Genomic DNA, 15,363 nt, shown 5'->3' with positions numbered 1-15,363 from the left:
GACTGAATATTCAGTCATCGTAGCGTGCGGCCAAGTCCTCGATCACCGCCTGGCAACGGGTGTGGCACACGGTGCACGGGGGGCCAAAGGGTAGGGTGTCGAGCCATGGCCGCCGACCGTCGTACCGTGATCATGGAGGCCGCGGCGCGGCTCATCGCCCGCCGCGGGGTACGCGGGCTGCGCATCGAGGAGTTGGCCGCCGAGGCCGGCGTGTCGAACGGGCTGATCTACTACCACTTCAAGGACCGCGCCGGGGTCCTGCGCGCGACCCTGGGGTTCATCAACGACCGGGCCGAGCGGTACACCGCCGACCGCGTCGCCGCCGAGCATCCGACAGACCCGCGGGCCGTGCTGGAGCAGACGCTGCTCCTGGAGTTCCAGGACACCGCCGAAGTCCGCGAGAACAGCACCGCGTGGGGCGAGTTGAGGGCGAGCGCGATGTTCGACGCCCTGCTGCGCGCCGACCTCGCCGAGGCCACACATGTGTGGGACGGCGAGGTCGCCGACCTGATCACGGCGGTCCTGCCGGCCGCGCCCGCGGGGCGGGCGCTGGAGGCCGCCCAACGGCTCACCGCGCTCCTCGAAGGACTCAGCGGGCGCTGGCTGAGCGAGGGACTGACGCTCGACCACGCCCGCACCCTCATACTCGCCGCGATCGACACCGAGCTGTCCCACCTAGACCACGGCTGAGAGACCCCCGGCCGTCGGCCGAAGCGCCCTGCGCGGCACCTGCCCCCGCAGGACGTGCCTGCGGGCGCCACACCGCCCCCACCGAACCTCTGATCTCCGGGCCCGTTCCCGCATCGCTTGATCCGCGCCGCGGGGCGGCCGATCGATGCCTCCGCCCACCCCCGCGAACACCGCGGGGCCCGCCCACGCGGACGCGACCGGTCCCCGAGCCCGCCCGAAACCCCAGCGGCCGTTGTCGCTCCGAGCTATTGACTGAATTTTCAGTCAGTGAAACAGTGTGGGCACGCCGGACCGGGACCGCAGGTGCCAGGTGCGCCCTGTGCCGTCGGTAATCCCCACGCATCCGCGAGTTCGTCCATCCGTGCCGCCGAGCGGCGGAGCTACCACCCGACAGGGAGAGTCAGCCATGCATGGATCGCGCACCACCTTTTCCGGTTCCACACCGGAGTCCGTCGCCGGACCCTCGCGTCGCCGTGTGCTCGGCGTCGTCCTCGGCGCCGCCGGTCTCGCGGTCGGCGGCCAGGCGGTCCTGGCCCCGGCCGCGCGCGCCGCGGCGGCCCTGCGGGTGCCGGCCGACGACGTCGCGCACGTCCGCACCTGGATGGCCTGGCCGACCAGTTCGTCCATCTGGGGCCGTCAGCTGAGCGGCGTGCAGAACGACATCGCCCTGATCGCCAGGACGATCGCGCGCTTCGAGCCGGTGGTCATGTGCGCGCCGGACGCCTCCGGCGCGAGCGCCGCGCGCGCCAAGTGCGGCTCGACGGTCACCGTCATCAGCTCGATTCCCGTCGACGACCTGTGGGCCCGCGACACCGCGCCCGTCTTCCGCACCGACGGCCAGGGCGGACGCGACGCCGTCGGCCTCGGCTTCAACGGCTGGGGCAACAAGCAGACCCACGCCAAGGACGCCCGCGTCGCCGCAGGCATCGCGGCGTACGACCGACTCGCCTTCACCCGCGCCGGATTCACCGGCGAAGGCGGCGCCGTCGAGACCGACGGCGACGGCACGGTCCTGGCCACCGAGTCCAGCCTGGTCGACAGCAACCGCAACCCCGGCATGACCAGGGCACAGATCGAGCAGGCGGTGCTGGCCGCCTACGGCGCGAGCAAGATGATCTGGGTGCCCGGGATCAAGGGCCAGGACATCACCGACGACCACATCGACGCCACCTCGCGCTTCATCGGCCCCGGCATCGTGATGGTGCAGGTCCCGCCCGCGAGCCGCACCGATATCTGGGCGCAGGACGCCCGCAACCAGCTCGCGATCCTGTCCGCCGCCACCGACGCGCGGGGCCGTCGGCTCCGGGTCATCCGCGTCGACGGCCCGGACACCATCCGTTCGACGAACCCGGACTTCGTCGACTCATACGTCAACTTCCACGTCTGCAACGGCGGCGTGGTCATGTCACAGTTCGGCGACCGCGCCAAGGACGAGGCGGCCCGTCAGGTCGTCGCCGCCGCCTTCCCCGGCCGCCGGGTGGTCCAGCTGGACACCGACCGCATAGGCGGCGGGGGCGGCGGCATCCACTGCTCCACCATGCAGGAACCGGTGGCCTGACCGCCCCGCCCCATCCCATCCCCCATCGGCACCTGGCGTTCCCGACGCCCACCGCACGACCCCTCCCGGAGTTCCCCATGTCCGCTGCCCTCCCGTCCCGCCGCGCCGTTCTGCGTGGTCTACTCGGTGCCGGTGTCGTCGCCCTCGGTGCCGTCGCCTGCACCGAGGACTCCACGTCCGACGCTCCCGGGGAGGGTGCCGGTCGCGGAGCGCCGGGAGGGGGCCCGGAAACGGCCAAAACCGGATCACGGAGGTTCGGAGCCGAATGGGACCGGCACGAGCGCACGTTCATGGCCTGGCCCGCCTCGGCCGGGATCTGGGGCGCGGACCTGCCCGCCGTACGCCAGGACATCGCCAGGCTGGCACGAGCCGTCGCGGAGTACGAGCCGGTCGTCGTCCTGGCCGGCGCGGACCAGCAGGCCGCGGCGCAAAACGCCTGTGGGAAGGACGTCGAGGTTTTGGCCATGCCCGTCGACGACCTGTGGGCACGCGACACCGTCCCGGTCTTCGTCGAGGAAGGCGGCGCGGTCACCGGCGTCGATCTCAACTTCAACGGCTGGGGGAACAAGCAGCGGCACGGCAACGATGGCCGGGTCGCGCGCGGTGTCCTCGCGCACTACGGCCTCCCCCGCAACCAGGCACCCCTGGTGGCGGAAGGCGGCTCGTTCGAGACCGACGGCCACGGAACACTGCTGGTCACCGAGAGCTCGGTGGTCAACGACAACCGCAACCCCGGCAAGTCCCGGCAGCAGATCGAGGACGGGCTCAAGCAGACCCTGGGCGTTACCCGGGTCGTCTGGTTCGCGGGCGTCCGCGGCGAGGACATCACCGACGCCCATGTCGACTGCCTGGTCCGGTACGCCGCGTCCGGCGCCGTCCTGCTGGACACCGCGTTCCCCGGCGGCCCCGTGGACTCCTGGTCGCGGGCCGGCGACCAGGCCCGCTCCGTGCTGAAGACCGCCGTCGACGCCCGGGGCAAGCCCTTCGAGGTCGTCGACCTCCCGCAACCCGACCCGGACCTGATCACCGGCCGCGGTGACGCGTTCGTCTCCAGCTACGCCAACTTCTACGTGGCCAACGACGCGCTGTTCATGCCGCGCTTCGGCGACAAGCGCGCGGACGACCGGGCGCGGCAGATCCTGCGCGACCACTTCCCCGGCCGCGAGGTCGTGCCCGTCACGATCGACGCCATCGCGTCCGGCGGCGGAGGCATCCACTGCGCCACCCACGACCAACCCGCCGCCCCGGCATCCAAGTAGGCGCTGCCGAGGGCGGACCCGCACTCCTCACGCGAGGACTAGGGCGTCTTCAATCTCCCGCCGAGCACCACGACGCCCGGCACCGCACCTCACCGCCCCGGAGAAACAGGCGAATGGAACCACCATGCACCTGCTTCTCCGGCACACCGATGCACGGCATCCGCCCTTCGGGCTCCTCGCTGCACTCACGCCGCGGAGCTCGACGAGAGATTGAAGACACGCCCTAGTGCGATGCCCCGTCCCGCATGTCACGAACCACCTGGAGACACCGTGCAGTTGACCCCGACCGAGCGCGATCGGCTGCTGCTGTTCACGGCAGCCGAGCTGGCGCGCCGTCGCCGGGACGCCGGGTTGCTGCTGAACATGCCCGAGGCGACCGCGCTGATCGCCGACACCGTGTGCGAGGCGGCCCGCGCGGGACACCGGCTCGCGGACGCCCTCAAGGCCGCCCGCTGTGTGCTCGGCCCGGACGACGTGCTGCCCGGCGTCGTCGACTTGGTCACCGAGGTGTACGTGGAAGCCGTCTTCCCCGACGGCACCCGACTTGCCGTGGTGACCGACCCGTTCGGCCATCCCGGCCACGGCGACGCGGCGCCGGGCGCGGTGATCCCGGCGACCGGGGCCGCCGCCGGGCCCGAGCCGGTGACTCGGATCACGGTGCGCAACACCGCCTCGGTGCCGGTCAGCGTGACCTCACACTTCCACTTCTTCGAAGCCAACCCGCGCCTCGACTTCGACCGGGCGGCGGCCTACGGCATGCGGCCGGCGGCGCCCGCGGGCGTGTCGACCCGGTTCGACCCCGGCGCCGACGTCGAAGTCGGCCTCGTGCCGATGGGCGGCGCGCGCGTCGCGATCGGCTTCGCCGGCCTGGTCGACGGACCGCTGGACGCGCCGGGCGCCAAGGCCGAGGCGCTGCGCCGCGCGGCGGCGTGCGGCTACCTCGGCGCGGCCCCCGGCGCGGGCGACGCCCCGGGCGCGAGCACGCCGAAGCCGGGGCACGGGAAGGAACTCGCATGAGCGGCAGCCCCCTCGACGCCCGTGAGTACGCGGCCGTGCACGGCCCCCGCGTGGGAGACCGGATCCGCCTGGGCGACTCCGGTCTGGTCGTCCGGGTCGAGTCCGACGCGCAAGCCGCCGGGGACGAGTTCCTCGCGGGTTTCGGCAAGACCGCCCGGGACGGCCTGCATCTCAAGGCCGTGACCGTCCGCGAGGCCTGCGACGTGGTGATCAGCAACGTCGTGGTGATCGACGCGATCCAGGGCATCCGCAAGGTGTCCATCGGCATCCGCGAGGGGCGCATCGCCTCGATCGGGCGGGCCGGAAACCCGGACACCCTCGACGGTGTCGACGTCGTCGTGGGCACCGGCACCGCGATCGTGTCGGGGGAGGGCCTGATCGCCACCGCAGGCGCCATCGACACGCACGTCCATCTGCTCAGCCCGCGGATCATGGAGGCGTCGCTCGCGTCGGGCGTGACCACGATCATCGGCCAGGAGTTCGGCCCGCTCTGGGGCGTCGGCGTCAACTCGCCGTGGGCGCTGCGGCACGCCTTCAACTCCTTCGACGCGTGGCCGGTGAACATCGGCTTCCTCGGTCGCGGTTCGGCTTCCGACCCGGCGCCACTCGTGGAAGCGCTCGCGGAAGGCGGCGCCTGCGGGTTCAAGGTCCACGAGGACATGGGAGCACACGCCCGCGCCCTCGACACCGCGCTGCGGGTGGCGGAGGACCACGACGTGCAAGTGGCGCTGCACAGCGACGGGTTGAACGAGTGCCTGTCGGTCGAGGACACCCTCTCCGTGCTCGAAGGGCGCACCATTCACGCCTTCCACATCGAAGGCTGCGGCGGCGGACACGTCCCGAACGTCCTCAAGATGGCCGGGGTCGCCAACGTCATCGGCTCGTCCACCAATCCCACACTGCCGTTCGGACGCGACGCCGTGGCCGAGCACTACGGCATGATCGTCTCCGTCCACGGCCTCAAGACCGACCTTCCCGGCGACGCCGCCATGGCGCGCGACCGCATCCGGGCGGGGACGATGGGCGCCGAGGACGTCCTGCACGACCTGGGCGTCATCGGCATCACGTCGTCGGACGCCCAGGGCATGGGCCGCGCGGGCGAGACCGTGCGCCGTACCTTCGCGCTCGCCGGGAAGATGAAGCACGAGTTCGGCCCGGCGGACGGGGACGGCCCGCACGACGACAACGCGCGCGTGCTCCGCTACATCGCCAAGCTCACCATCAACCCGGCCATCGCGCACGGACTCTCCCACGAGGTCGGGTCGCTCGAGGTCGGCAAACTGGCGGACATCGTGTTGTGGCGCCCGGCGACGTTCGGGGCCAAGCCGCAGATGGTCCTCAAGTCCGGATTCCCGGCCTACGGCGTCACCGGCGACCCGAACGCCGCCACGGACAACTGTCAACCGCTGGTGATGGGTCCGTTGTTCGGCGGACACGGCGCGACACCCGCCGACCTGTCCGTGGCCTTCGTCAGCCGAGCCGCCGCGGAAGCCGGGTCGGCCGACCGGCCGTACGACGGCATGACCACCCGCCGCCGCCGGGTCGCCGTCCGCGGCACCCGCGGCATCGGCCCCGCCGACATGGTGCGCAACGCGCGCACCGGCCGGGTGCAGGTGGACGCCCGCACCGGCCTGGTGACCCTGGACGGCGCCCCGCTGCACTCCGAACCCGCGGACGAAGTCTCCCTCAACCGCCTGTACTTCCTCTGAAATCCCGGGCATCCCCGGAACCCGTCGGCCCGCACCGAACCGCGCCTCACCGCGCACGACGAAACGAGAAGCCCATGACGTACCGAATGCCGGCCGAGTGGACCCCTCACGACGGCTGCCTCATGGCCTGGCCCACCCGGCCCGACCTGTGGGGCGACTTGTTCGACCACGCCAAGCACGAGTACGCCGCCGTCGCCCGCGCCATCGCCGAGTTCGAGCCCGTCACCATGGTCACCGTCCCCGGTGCCGCCGAGGACGCTCGCGCACTCTGCGGCGACGGCATCCGGATCATCGAACTGCCCATCGACGACTCGTGGTTCCGCGACTCCGGCCCGATCTTCGTGCTCGACGAAGCCGGCTCGCGGGCGGGCGTCGACTTCCGCTTCAACGCCTGGGGCGGCAAGCACCATCCGTGGGACGCCGACGACAGGATCGCCGCAGCCCTGATCGACGCGCTCGGCGACCCGCCGATCGACTCCCCGATGATCCTCGAAGGCGGCGCCATCACCGTCGACGGCGAAGGCACACTCATCACCACCGAGCAGTGCCTGCTGCACCCCAACCGCAACCCGGGCATGACCCGCGCCGAGATCGAGACCGAACTGAAGGCGCGGCTGGGCGTCACCAAGGTGATCTGGCTGCCGTACGGCGGGCTCCTGGACACCGAGACCGACGGACACGTAGACGGCGTCTGCGCGTTCACCGCCCCCGGCAAGGTCATCGTGCAACTGCCCGCCGACCCGGCACACCCCGACTACGCGCGCATGCGCGCCAACCGCGCGGTACTGGAGGCCTCCACCGACGCGCAGGGACGCCCGTTCGAGATCGTCGACGTCCCCCAGACGGCGTTCGTCGCGTGGGGCGGCAGCGACATCGAGGTCTGCTACCTCAACTTCTACATCGCCAACGGCGGCGTGATCGTTCCTATCGCCGACCACCCCGAGGACGCGGGTGCGCTCGCGATCGTCCAGTCCGCCTTCCCCGACCGCAAGGTCGTCGGCGTCCCGACCCGCACCGTGGCGTTCGGCGGCGGCGGCGTCCACTGCATCACCCAGCAGATCCCCGCAGCGCACCCGACGACCACCGAAGGGAACCTCCGATGACCAGATCCCGGCCCACCCCCCTCGGACGAGCGCGACGGGCCGCGCCGCCCGCGGTCGCCGCCGTGGCCGCCCTCGCCATGGTCGCGGCCTGCTCCGGACCGCCCAAGCACGACCCGGCCCGACAGGCCGCGAACTACCGACTCTCCCCCGGTACCCCGCCGGCCAAGGGGAACATCGACTCGTTCCGCTGGGCGCTGTACGCCGAACCGCTCTCCCTGGACTACATCACCGCGTTCGACTATCCGCAGAACACGGTGCTGTCCAACGTCTGCGAGAGTCTGATGCGCTGGACGCCGCAACTGACCCTGGCACCGGGCCTGGCCGAGAAGGCGGCCAACCCGGACCCCACCACGTGGGTCTACGACCTCAGGCCGGGCGTGAGATTCCACGACGGGTCGGTGATGACCGCCGACGACGTCGTCTACAGCTTCGGCCGCCAGATGAACCCCGACCTGGGCGCCGCGTGGGCCGAGTCGTTCGAGAACGTCGACACCGTCACCGCGACCGGACCGCTCCAGGTGAGCGTCAAACTCAAGCAGGCCGACTCCCTCTTCCCCCAACTGATGGCCACCGCGGCCGGCGTCGTGGCGAGCAGGAAGGGCGTCGAGGCCGCCGGCAAGGACTACGGCACCACCGGCGGCCTCGCCTGCACCGGCCCGTACAAGCTCGGCGGCTGGGCCAAGGGCCAATCCCTCGAACTCGAACGCTTCGACGACTACTGGGGCAGCAGGGCCAGGGCCAAGCACGTCGAGTTCAAGTTCCTCACCGACGCGTCGGCGCGCACCAACGCGATGCTCGGCGGCGAGGTCGACGGCGGCTTCCTCATACCGAGCGAGAGCTACGAGCGGCTGCGTACCAGCGGCACGGGCACCCTGTACTTCGGCGAAGGTCTGAGCACCCTCAACGTCAACGTCACCAGCATGAAGGGCACCCTCTCCGACGTCCGGGTGCGCAGGGCCCTGTCAATGGCCCTGGACCGGCCCGGGATCGTCAAGACCGCGCTCGCGGGCAACGGCACACCCACCGCCTCCCTCACCCCGCGCGCCGCCTGGGCAGGTGCCCCGGACGACGCGAAGTCCGCCGCGTTCGACCGCCTGCCGTCGAGCACGCAGGACATCGAGCAGGCGAAGAAGCTCGTCGAGGAGGCCGGAGCCAAGGGCAGGACGGTCACCGTCGCCACCAGCCCGATCGGCCAGGACGTCTCCCTCGTCGCCACCGCGATCCAGGACGCCGGCACCAGGATCGGTCTCAAGGTCGAGTTGAAGACCATCGCCCCGGACGCGTTCTCGGCGCTGTTCACCGACCCCAAGGCCCGCGAAGGCATCGACATGTTTCCGGAGACGTACTACCTGTCCGTCACCGACCCGGTCGATCTGCTGCGCAACTTCCGCACCGATGGCTACCAGAACCACGCCGGCTACAGCGACCCCGAGTTCGACACGCTGGTCGCGAAGATCACGGAGACCTACGACCCGGCGCAGCGGTTCGCGCTGGAGGCGAAACTCCAGCGGAAGGCCGCGGACGACGTGCTGTGGATGCCCATCGCCGAATGGCCGTCCACGGTCTTTTTGAACAAGAAGATCACCGGCGCGCCGACGACCATCGCGTACATGTACTACCCGTGGGCGGCGGATGTGGGGGCCGCGGGGTGAACTTCGTGAGATTCGCCGTCCGGCGGCTGCTGGAAATGGCCGCCACCTTGCTCGGCGCTTCGTTCGTGGTCTTCGGCGCGATGTACCTCGCGCCGGGCAATCCGGCGAGTTTCCTGCTGGGAGGGCGGTCGGCGTCCCCGGCCGCCCTCGCGGCGATCGACAGGCAATACCACCTGAACGACCCGTTCATCGAGCAGTACGCGCGCTGGCTCGGGAACATCCTGCACGGCGACTTCGGCCGTTCGATCGAATACCGCACCGACGTGTCCCACCTGCTCTCCTCCCGCCTGCCCACCACACTGCTGCTGGTCGGCATGGCCCTGGTCCTCGTGGTGCTGCTCGGGCTCGCACTCGGCTGGGCCGGCGCCGTGCGCGGCGGCGCGACCGACTCCGCGATCCTCGTCGGCACCACCTTCGCGATCGGCACCCCGGCGTTCGTCGCGGCCATCCTGCTGCAAGGCTTCCTCGCGGTCGAACTCGGCTGGTTCCCTTCCAGCGGGAGCGGCAGCGGCGACGGCATCGGCGCCATGCTGTGGCACCTGACCCTGCCGGCCATCGCGCTCGCGCTGTACCTCGTCGGGATGCTCGCCCGGGTGACCCGCAGCGCCATGCTCGAGCAACTCACCTCCGAACACGTCGCCGTCGCTCGCAGCCGCGGCATCCCGGAACGGCACGTCATCAGCCGTCACGTCTTCCGCAACGCCCTCGGCGCGGTGCTGACCACCGCCGGACTGATCGTCTCCAGCCTGCTGGTGTGCACCGTCCTCGTCGAGACCGCGTTCAGCGTCGGCGGCGTCGGCCAACTTCTCGAACTCTCCTCCACCACCAAGGACTTCCCCGTCGTCCAGGCCATCTCCCTCATCATCGTCGCACTGTTCATGACCGTGAACCTGATCATCGACCTCCTGCTGCCCGTCGTCGACCCGCGCATCACCCTGGGAACGAGGGCCACCGGATGACCATGACGCTCGTACGCCGCCCCGGACTCGCGCGGCTGCGCGCACCCGGCCGCGGTCCCCTGTACCTGGCGAGCGCCGGCTTCGTCGGGCTCGTCGTGACGGTCGCCGTGCTCGCGCCGTGGATCGCCCCGCACGACCCCAACACGGTGGAGCTGGGCAACGCCCTCGCGGCAGCGTCCGGCAACCACCCGCTCGGCGTCGACGCGGCCGGACGCGACACGCTGTCCCGACTCGTGGTGGGCGCCCGCACTTCACTGCTCGGCCCGCTCGGGGTCGTGGTGTTCTCCACACTCGCGGGCGGCGCCGTAGGCGTGGTTGCCGGGTGGCGGGGCGGATGGCTGGACTCGCTCCTGTCCCGCACCACCGAACTGACGCTGGCCTTCCCCGGACTGCTCCTCGCGATCCTGTTCACGTCGGTATACGGAGAAGGCCTCCTCGCCCCGGTGGTCGCGCTGTCGATCGCGTACCTGCCCTATGTCGCCCGGCTGGCCCGCTCCCTCGTGCTCACCGAACGCGAACGCCCGTACGTGGCCGCATATCGCGTCCAGGGCCACTCGGCCACCGACGTCTGCCTGCGGCACGTGGTCCCCAACATCGCCCCCGTCGTCCTGGCCCAATGCACCGTCAACTTCGGCTACGCCCTCATCGACCTGGCCGGCCTGTCCTTCCTCGGACTGGGCGTACCCGCGCTCACCCCGGATTGGGGACGCATGGTCTTCGACGGCAAGTCCGCCATCCAGAGCGGCTACCCGCTGTCCGCGATCGTCCCCTGCCTGGTGATCATCCTGACCGTCGTCGCGTTCAACGTGGTCGGCGAACGCTGGGCCGACAAGGTCGCCGGGAGGAACCGATGAACACCACGAAGCACAACCCGGCGGGCAAGGCGCCGTCCGCGGCCCATGAGGTTTCCCACGCCGCGCTGGAGATCCGCGGCCTTCGCATGCGCCTGCCGCGCACCGCCCGACCGGTCCTGGACGGCATCGACCTGACCGTCGGCACCGGCGAGACCGTGGCCCTGGTCGGCGAATCCGGCTCCGGCAAGACACTCACCTCGCGCACCGTCCTGCGTCTCCTGCCCGCCGGGGCCGGCACCGAGGGCACCGTGCACGTGGCAGGCGACGACGTCCTGACCATGAATGCCCGACAACTGCGCCATCTGCGCACGCGGACCGCGGCCATGATCTTCCAGGACCCACGCGCCGCCATCAACCCACTGCGCCGCGTCGGCGACTTTCTCACCGAGAGCGTGAGCCTCAACAAGCTCATGCCCCCCGCCGCCGCACAGGCCCGCGCCGGCGAACTCCTCGAAGCCGTCGGACTGACCACCGACGTGCTGCGCCGCTACCCCGGCCAACTCTCCGGCGGCATGCTCCAACGAGTGATGATCGCCGCCGCCCTCATGGGCGACCCGACCCTGCTGCTGGCCGACGAACCGACCACCGCGCTGGACGTGACCACCCAGGCCGAGGTCGTCGCCCTGCTCGGCGATCTGCGCGCACGCTTCGGCACCGGACTGTTGTTCGTCACCCACGACCTGGGCCTCGCGGCGGCGATCAGCGACCGCGTCTACGTCATGTACGCGGGCCGTATCGCCGAAACCGGCCCCGCCGCATCGGTGTTCGCCCGACCCCGCCACCCCTACACCAAGGCACTCCTGGACTCCACGCCCGGACTGGACGCCCCACAGGGCCGACTCGCCGCCATCGACGGCCAACCCCCGGACCTGCGCCGGGAACTGGCCGGCTGCCCCTTCGCACCGCGCTGCGCCCACGCCTCCGACCTGTGCACCACCGAGGTGCCCCGAAGCATGCCCGCGCGCGGCGAACCCGCACACACCGCCGGCTGCCACCACAGCGACCGTCTCGAAGGGACGCCCGGCAATGCCTGACCCCCTCCTCGAAGTCCGCGGGCTGTTCCGGACGTTCGGCGACGTACGAGCCGTCGACGACGTCACCTTCACCCTGCCGGACGGCGGCTCTCTCGGGATCGTCGGCGAATCCGGCTCCGGGAAGACCACGACGGCCCGCATCGTCGTCGGACTGGACCGCGCCGACGCCGGGCACGTCCGCGTCCGCGGACAGGACCGCACGACGCGACCCCGAGGCCGCGCCGAACGCCTCGCCCGCGCCCGTCAGATCCAGATGGTCTTCCAGGACCCCTACTTGTCACTCGACCCGCGCACCAGCGCCGAGGCCGTGCTCCGCGAGACGCTCAAACTGCACCGGCCCGGCACGGATCCGGCACCGCGGATCCGCGAGCTCCTCGACCAGGTCGGCCTCGGCACCCGGGCCGCCGCCGCGCTCCCCCGCGAACTGTCCGGCGGACAGCGGCAACGCGTCGCCATTGCCCGGGCACTGGCCGTCGAGCCCACGATCCTCGTCCTCGACGAGGCCGTAGCCGCACTCGACGTGTGCGTACAGGCGCAGATCCTCAACCTGCTCGCCGACATCCGCGACGCCACCGGCATCGGCTACCTGTTCATCACCCACGACCTCGGCGTGGTCCGGTGCGTCACCGACCACGTCATCGTCATGCGCCGCGGCCGGATCGTCGAATCCGGACGCACCGCCGATGTACTGGCCCTGCCGAACCACGCCTACACCCGACTGCTCATGAACTCCGTGCCTCGACCGGGCTGGGACCCACACGCCATCGGCGCGGCACGGCGCGCACTCCGGAACGACGACACGACAGCGTGATACGGCTTCGCCACCCCGGCCCCGGCCCCACGGGCACCGTGCGTCACCCGATCCGACGCGGCGCGGGCGTTTCGGGCGTCCCTCGCGAATTTGCGGGTACAGGCTGCCGACCGGATCCCCCCGGGGATGACGGTGCCACATCCGCCGAGTCGACTTCGGAGCCGCCATGTCCGTCGCGTGGTCCCGTCGTGCCGCGTTGAAATCGCTCGCCGGATTGGCCGTGCTCGGGTCCGCGGCGTCCGCGTGCGGGGATTCGGGCGGATCCGACACGGCGAAGCCGTCGACCGCGCCGTCGCCGCACGCCTCGGGGACGGCGGCGCCGCAGTCCCCGCCGGCCTCGGTCGGCGGGCGCGTGTTCGGAGCGGAATGGGAGCGCCACGAGCGGACGTTCATGTCGTGGCCCTCCTCCGCGGCGATCTGGGGCGACGACCTGGGGCCCGTGCGGGACGACATCGCCCGGATCGCCCGCGCCGTCGCCGAGCACGAGCCGGTCGTCCTGATGGCTTCCCTCGGCCAGGAGAACGCGGCGCGCGACGCCTGCGGAGGAGGGGTCGAGGTCATCACGCTCGCCGTCGACGACCTGTGGGCGCGCGACACGGTCCCGGTGTTCGTCGAGGACTCCGGGACGGTCACCGGGGTGAACTTCAACTTCAACGGGTGGGGGAACAAGCAGCCGCACGGGGACGACGCGAACGTCGGCCGGACCCTGCTCGCGCGCTATGGCATTCCGCGGGTGGTCGCTCCACTCGTCGCCGAAGGCGGGTCGTTCGAGACCGACGGCCGCGGGACCCTGATGGTGACCGAGAGCTCGGTGGTCAACGCCAACCGCAACCCGGGCAAGTCGCGGCAACAGGTCGAGGACGAACTGCGGCGAACCCTGGGAGTGGCCCACGTGATCTGGTTCGCGGGTGTGCGGGGCGAGGACATCACCGACGCGCACGTCGACAGCCTGGTCCGGTTCACCGCGTCGGGCGCGGTCCTGCTCGACCGGGCATTCCCCGGGGCTCCCCCGGACTCCTGGTCCCGCGCGAGCGACCAGGCAAAGGGTGTCCTGACCGACGCCGTCGACGCCGCCGGCAAGCGCCTGGACGTCGTGGAGCTTCCGCAACCCGATCCGGACGCGATCACCGGGCACGGCGCGAGCTTCGTCTCCTCCTACGCGAACTTCTACGTGGCCGACGGCGCGGTGTTCGTGCCCCGGTTCGGCGACGTCAGGGCCGACGACCGCGCGCGGCAGATCCTGCGCGACCACTTCCCCGGCCGCACCGTGGTGCCGCTGTCCATCGACGCGATCGCCGCGGGCGGCGGCGGCATCCACTGCGCCACGCACGACATGCCCGCCCCGCCGTCGCCCGCGGGCCGATGACCGGACCCGGCGGCCGATTCGGCGGGACGGGGACGGACGCGCCCCGCGAGGCCGCGCCGCCGGACGTGGGGACCTGGCTGGTGGTGGCGGGGCGAACCCGCGTCGGGCGATCCCCGCTGTCCTGTCGTCCCCGCGCGGCGCGCGCACGGCGCCCAACCGCTCCCGAATCGGAGAGGCGTATGCCCGAACAACCCTCATCCCGCAAAGGCCTCCTGCGGCGTGCCGCCGAGTGGGGCGCCGCCGTCGTCGGCGCCGGGCCCGCGTCGGCGGGCACGGCCGCGGCGTCGGTCGACGAAACACCGCGACGTCGGGTACCCGCCGACGACGTCCCCCACGCACGCACCTGGATGTCGTGGCCGGCGAATCGTTCGATCTGGGGCCGCCGACTCGGCGGTGTGCAGGCGGACATCGCGCTGATCGCCCGGACGATCGCCGCGTTCGAGCCGGTGGTGATGTGCGCGATCGACGAACGCGCCGCGGCCGAGGCGCGCGCCCGCTGCGGTTCCGGTGTCACGGTCACCGCCGAGATCCCCACCGACGACCTGTGGATGCGCGACACGTGCCCGCTCTTCCGGACCGGCGACACGGGCGGACTCGACGCGCTCGGGCTCGGCTTCAACGGCTGGGGCCGCAAGCAGACCCACCGCAACGACGCGCGCGTCGCCGAGTACGTCGCCGAATACGAGGGTCTGGCCTTCGGTCGCGCGGACTTCGTCGGCGAGCCGGGCGCCGTCGAGACCGACGGCGACGGCACGGTCATGGCCACCGAAAGCAGCCTGATCAACGCCAACCGCAACCCGGGACTCGACAAGGCGCGGATCGAGGCGGCGGTGCTGCGGGCGTACGGAGCCGACACGATGCTGTGGGTACCGGGCATCAAGGGCCGCGACATCACCGACGACCACATCGACGTCACCTCGCGCTTCATCCGGCCCGGCGTCGTCATGGTTCAGGTTCCCCCGGGTGACCGCGACGATGTCTGGGCACGGGACGCGCGCCGGCAACTCGCCGCCCTGTCCACCGCGACCGACGCCCGGGGCCGGCGCCTCGCGGTGATCACCGTCGAAGGTCCGGACACACCCCGCTCCACCGAACGCGACCTCGTCGACTCCTACCTGAACTTCCACGTGGTCAACGGCGCCGTGATCACCGCGCAGTTCGGCGACCGCCCCAAGGACGAGGCGGCCCGCACCACTCTGGCCGCCGCGTTCCCCGGACGCACCGTCGTCCAACTCGACGTCGACCGGCTGATGGGCGGAGGCGGCGGCATCCACTGCGCCACGATGCAGCAGCCGGCCCGATAGCGCCGCGAAGGGGCGCCGGTGTCGCCGGCCGCCAAACGGGCAGGCGC

At 71.6% G+C, this 15,363-nt stretch carries 11 protein-coding genes and 3 pseudogenes; 13 read left to right on the top strand and 1 reads right to left on the bottom strand.

Going from position 1 to position 15,363, the window contains the following annotated elements:
- Positions 1-105 precede the first annotated feature (105 nt).
- The 12 genes and pseudogenes from ACWGR4_RS03940 to ACWGR4_RS03885 all read left to right on the top strand — a co-directional run.
- Positions 106-690 carry a TetR/AcrR family transcriptional regulator gene (locus tag ACWGR4_RS03940; RefSeq protein WP_380005957.1) on the top strand — a complete coding sequence of 195 codons (585 nt, stop codon included), beginning with the start codon at positions 106-108 and terminating at the stop codon, positions 688-690.
- 475 nt (positions 691-1,165) lie between these two features.
- On the top strand, positions 1,166-2,248 hold the full coding sequence (locus ACWGR4_RS03935; RefSeq protein WP_452128103.1) for an agmatine deiminase family protein: 1,083 nt from the start codon (positions 1,166-1,168) through the stop codon (positions 2,246-2,248).
- Between the two features lie 77 nt (positions 2,249-2,325).
- A complete protein-coding gene (locus ACWGR4_RS03930) occupies positions 2,326-3,507 on the top strand; it encodes an agmatine deiminase family protein (RefSeq protein WP_452128104.1) in 1,182 nt (393 codons plus the stop codon).
- Between the two features lie 270 nt (positions 3,508-3,777).
- Entirely contained in the window at positions 3,778-4,524 is a 747-nt protein-coding gene (ureA, locus tag ACWGR4_RS03925; RefSeq protein ID WP_452134170.1) for an urease subunit gamma, read from the top strand.
- Complete coding sequence (locus ACWGR4_RS03920; RefSeq protein ID WP_452128106.1) at positions 4,521-6,233, top strand: urease subunit alpha; 1,713 nt, start codon at positions 4,521-4,523, stop codon at positions 6,231-6,233. The genes ureA and ACWGR4_RS03920 overlap by 4 nt, the downstream gene beginning before the upstream one ends.
- A gap of 74 nt (positions 6,234-6,307) precedes the next feature.
- On the top strand, positions 6,308-7,336 hold the full coding sequence (locus tag ACWGR4_RS03915; RefSeq protein WP_452128107.1) for an agmatine deiminase family protein: 1,029 nt from the start codon (positions 6,308-6,310) through the stop codon (positions 7,334-7,336).
- Positions 7,333-8,988 carry an ABC transporter substrate-binding protein gene (locus ACWGR4_RS03910; protein ID WP_452128108.1) on the top strand — a complete coding sequence of 552 codons (1,656 nt, stop codon included), beginning with the start codon at positions 7,333-7,335 and terminating at the stop codon, positions 8,986-8,988. Before ACWGR4_RS03915 ends, ACWGR4_RS03910 begins: the two co-directional genes overlap by 4 nt.
- Before the next feature lie 5 nt (positions 8,989-8,993).
- Positions 8,994-9,947, top strand: a complete 954-nt coding sequence (locus ACWGR4_RS03905; RefSeq protein ID WP_380005971.1) for an ABC transporter permease — start codon at positions 8,994-8,996, stop codon at positions 9,945-9,947.
- Entirely contained in the window at positions 9,944-10,801 is an 858-nt protein-coding gene (locus ACWGR4_RS03900) for an ABC transporter permease (protein ID WP_452128109.1), read from the top strand. The genes ACWGR4_RS03905 and ACWGR4_RS03900 overlap by 4 nt, the downstream gene beginning before the upstream one ends.
- Positions 10,798-11,835, top strand: coding sequence for an ABC transporter ATP-binding protein (locus tag ACWGR4_RS03895; RefSeq protein WP_452128110.1), 1,038 nt, complete (start codon positions 10,798-10,800; stop codon positions 11,833-11,835). The genes ACWGR4_RS03900 and ACWGR4_RS03895 overlap by 4 nt, the downstream gene beginning before the upstream one ends.
- The gene (locus tag ACWGR4_RS03890) at positions 11,828-12,646 is read left to right on the top strand and encodes an ABC transporter ATP-binding protein (protein WP_380005977.1); all 819 of its coding nucleotides are present in this window, start codon (positions 11,828-11,830) and stop codon (positions 12,644-12,646) included. The genes ACWGR4_RS03895 and ACWGR4_RS03890 overlap by 8 nt, the downstream gene beginning before the upstream one ends.
- Positions 12,647-12,812: 166 nt before the next feature.
- A pseudogene (locus ACWGR4_RS03885) lies at positions 12,813-13,973 on the top strand (agmatine deiminase family protein); the annotation flags it as partial.
- On the opposite strand, the pseudogene ACWGR4_RS03880 reads toward ACWGR4_RS03885, so the two are convergent.
- Positions 13,858-14,451 (bottom strand): annotated as a pseudogene (locus ACWGR4_RS03880) (hypothetical protein); the annotation flags it as partial. The pseudogenes ACWGR4_RS03885 and ACWGR4_RS03880 sit on opposite strands and share 116 nt — an antisense overlap.
- Here ACWGR4_RS03880 and ACWGR4_RS03875 point away from each other — a divergent pair.
- Positions 14,333-15,316, top strand: a pseudogene (locus ACWGR4_RS03875) (agmatine deiminase family protein); the annotation flags it as partial. The pseudogenes ACWGR4_RS03880 and ACWGR4_RS03875 overlap by 119 nt on opposite strands.
- Positions 15,317-15,363: the final 47 nt, after the last annotated feature.

It is taken from the genome of Embleya sp. NPDC055664 (assembly GCF_053618075.1).
Note: the sequence above shows the minus strand (reverse complement) of the source record. Positions and strands in the feature narration are given on the sequence as shown.

Bases quoted from the DNA above. Each gene is read 5' to 3' on its own strand.
- ACWGR4_RS03940 (WP_380005957.1), top strand. From the start codon at position 106: ATGGCCGCCGACCGTCGTACCGTGATCATGGAGGCCGCGGCGCGGCTC.
- ACWGR4_RS03930 (WP_452128104.1), top strand. From the start codon at position 2,326: ATGTCCGCTGCCCTCCCGTCCCGCCGCGCCGTTCTGCGTGGTCTACTC.
- ACWGR4_RS03920 (WP_452128106.1), top strand. From the start codon at position 4,521: ATGAGCGGCAGCCCCCTCGACGCCCGTGAGTACGCGGCCGTGCACGGC.
- ACWGR4_RS03915 (WP_452128107.1), top strand. From the start codon at position 6,308: ATGACGTACCGAATGCCGGCCGAGTGGACCCCTCACGACGGCTGCCTC.
- ACWGR4_RS03910 (WP_452128108.1), top strand. From the start codon at position 7,333: ATGACCAGATCCCGGCCCACCCCCCTCGGACGAGCGCGACGGGCCGCG.
- ACWGR4_RS03900 (WP_452128109.1), top strand. From the start codon at position 9,944: ATGACCATGACGCTCGTACGCCGCCCCGGACTCGCGCGGCTGCGCGCA.
- ACWGR4_RS03895 (WP_452128110.1), top strand. From the start codon at position 10,798: ATGAACACCACGAAGCACAACCCGGCGGGCAAGGCGCCGTCCGCGGCC.
- ACWGR4_RS03890 (WP_380005977.1), top strand. From the start codon at position 11,828: ATGCCTGACCCCCTCCTCGAAGTCCGCGGGCTGTTCCGGACGTTCGGC.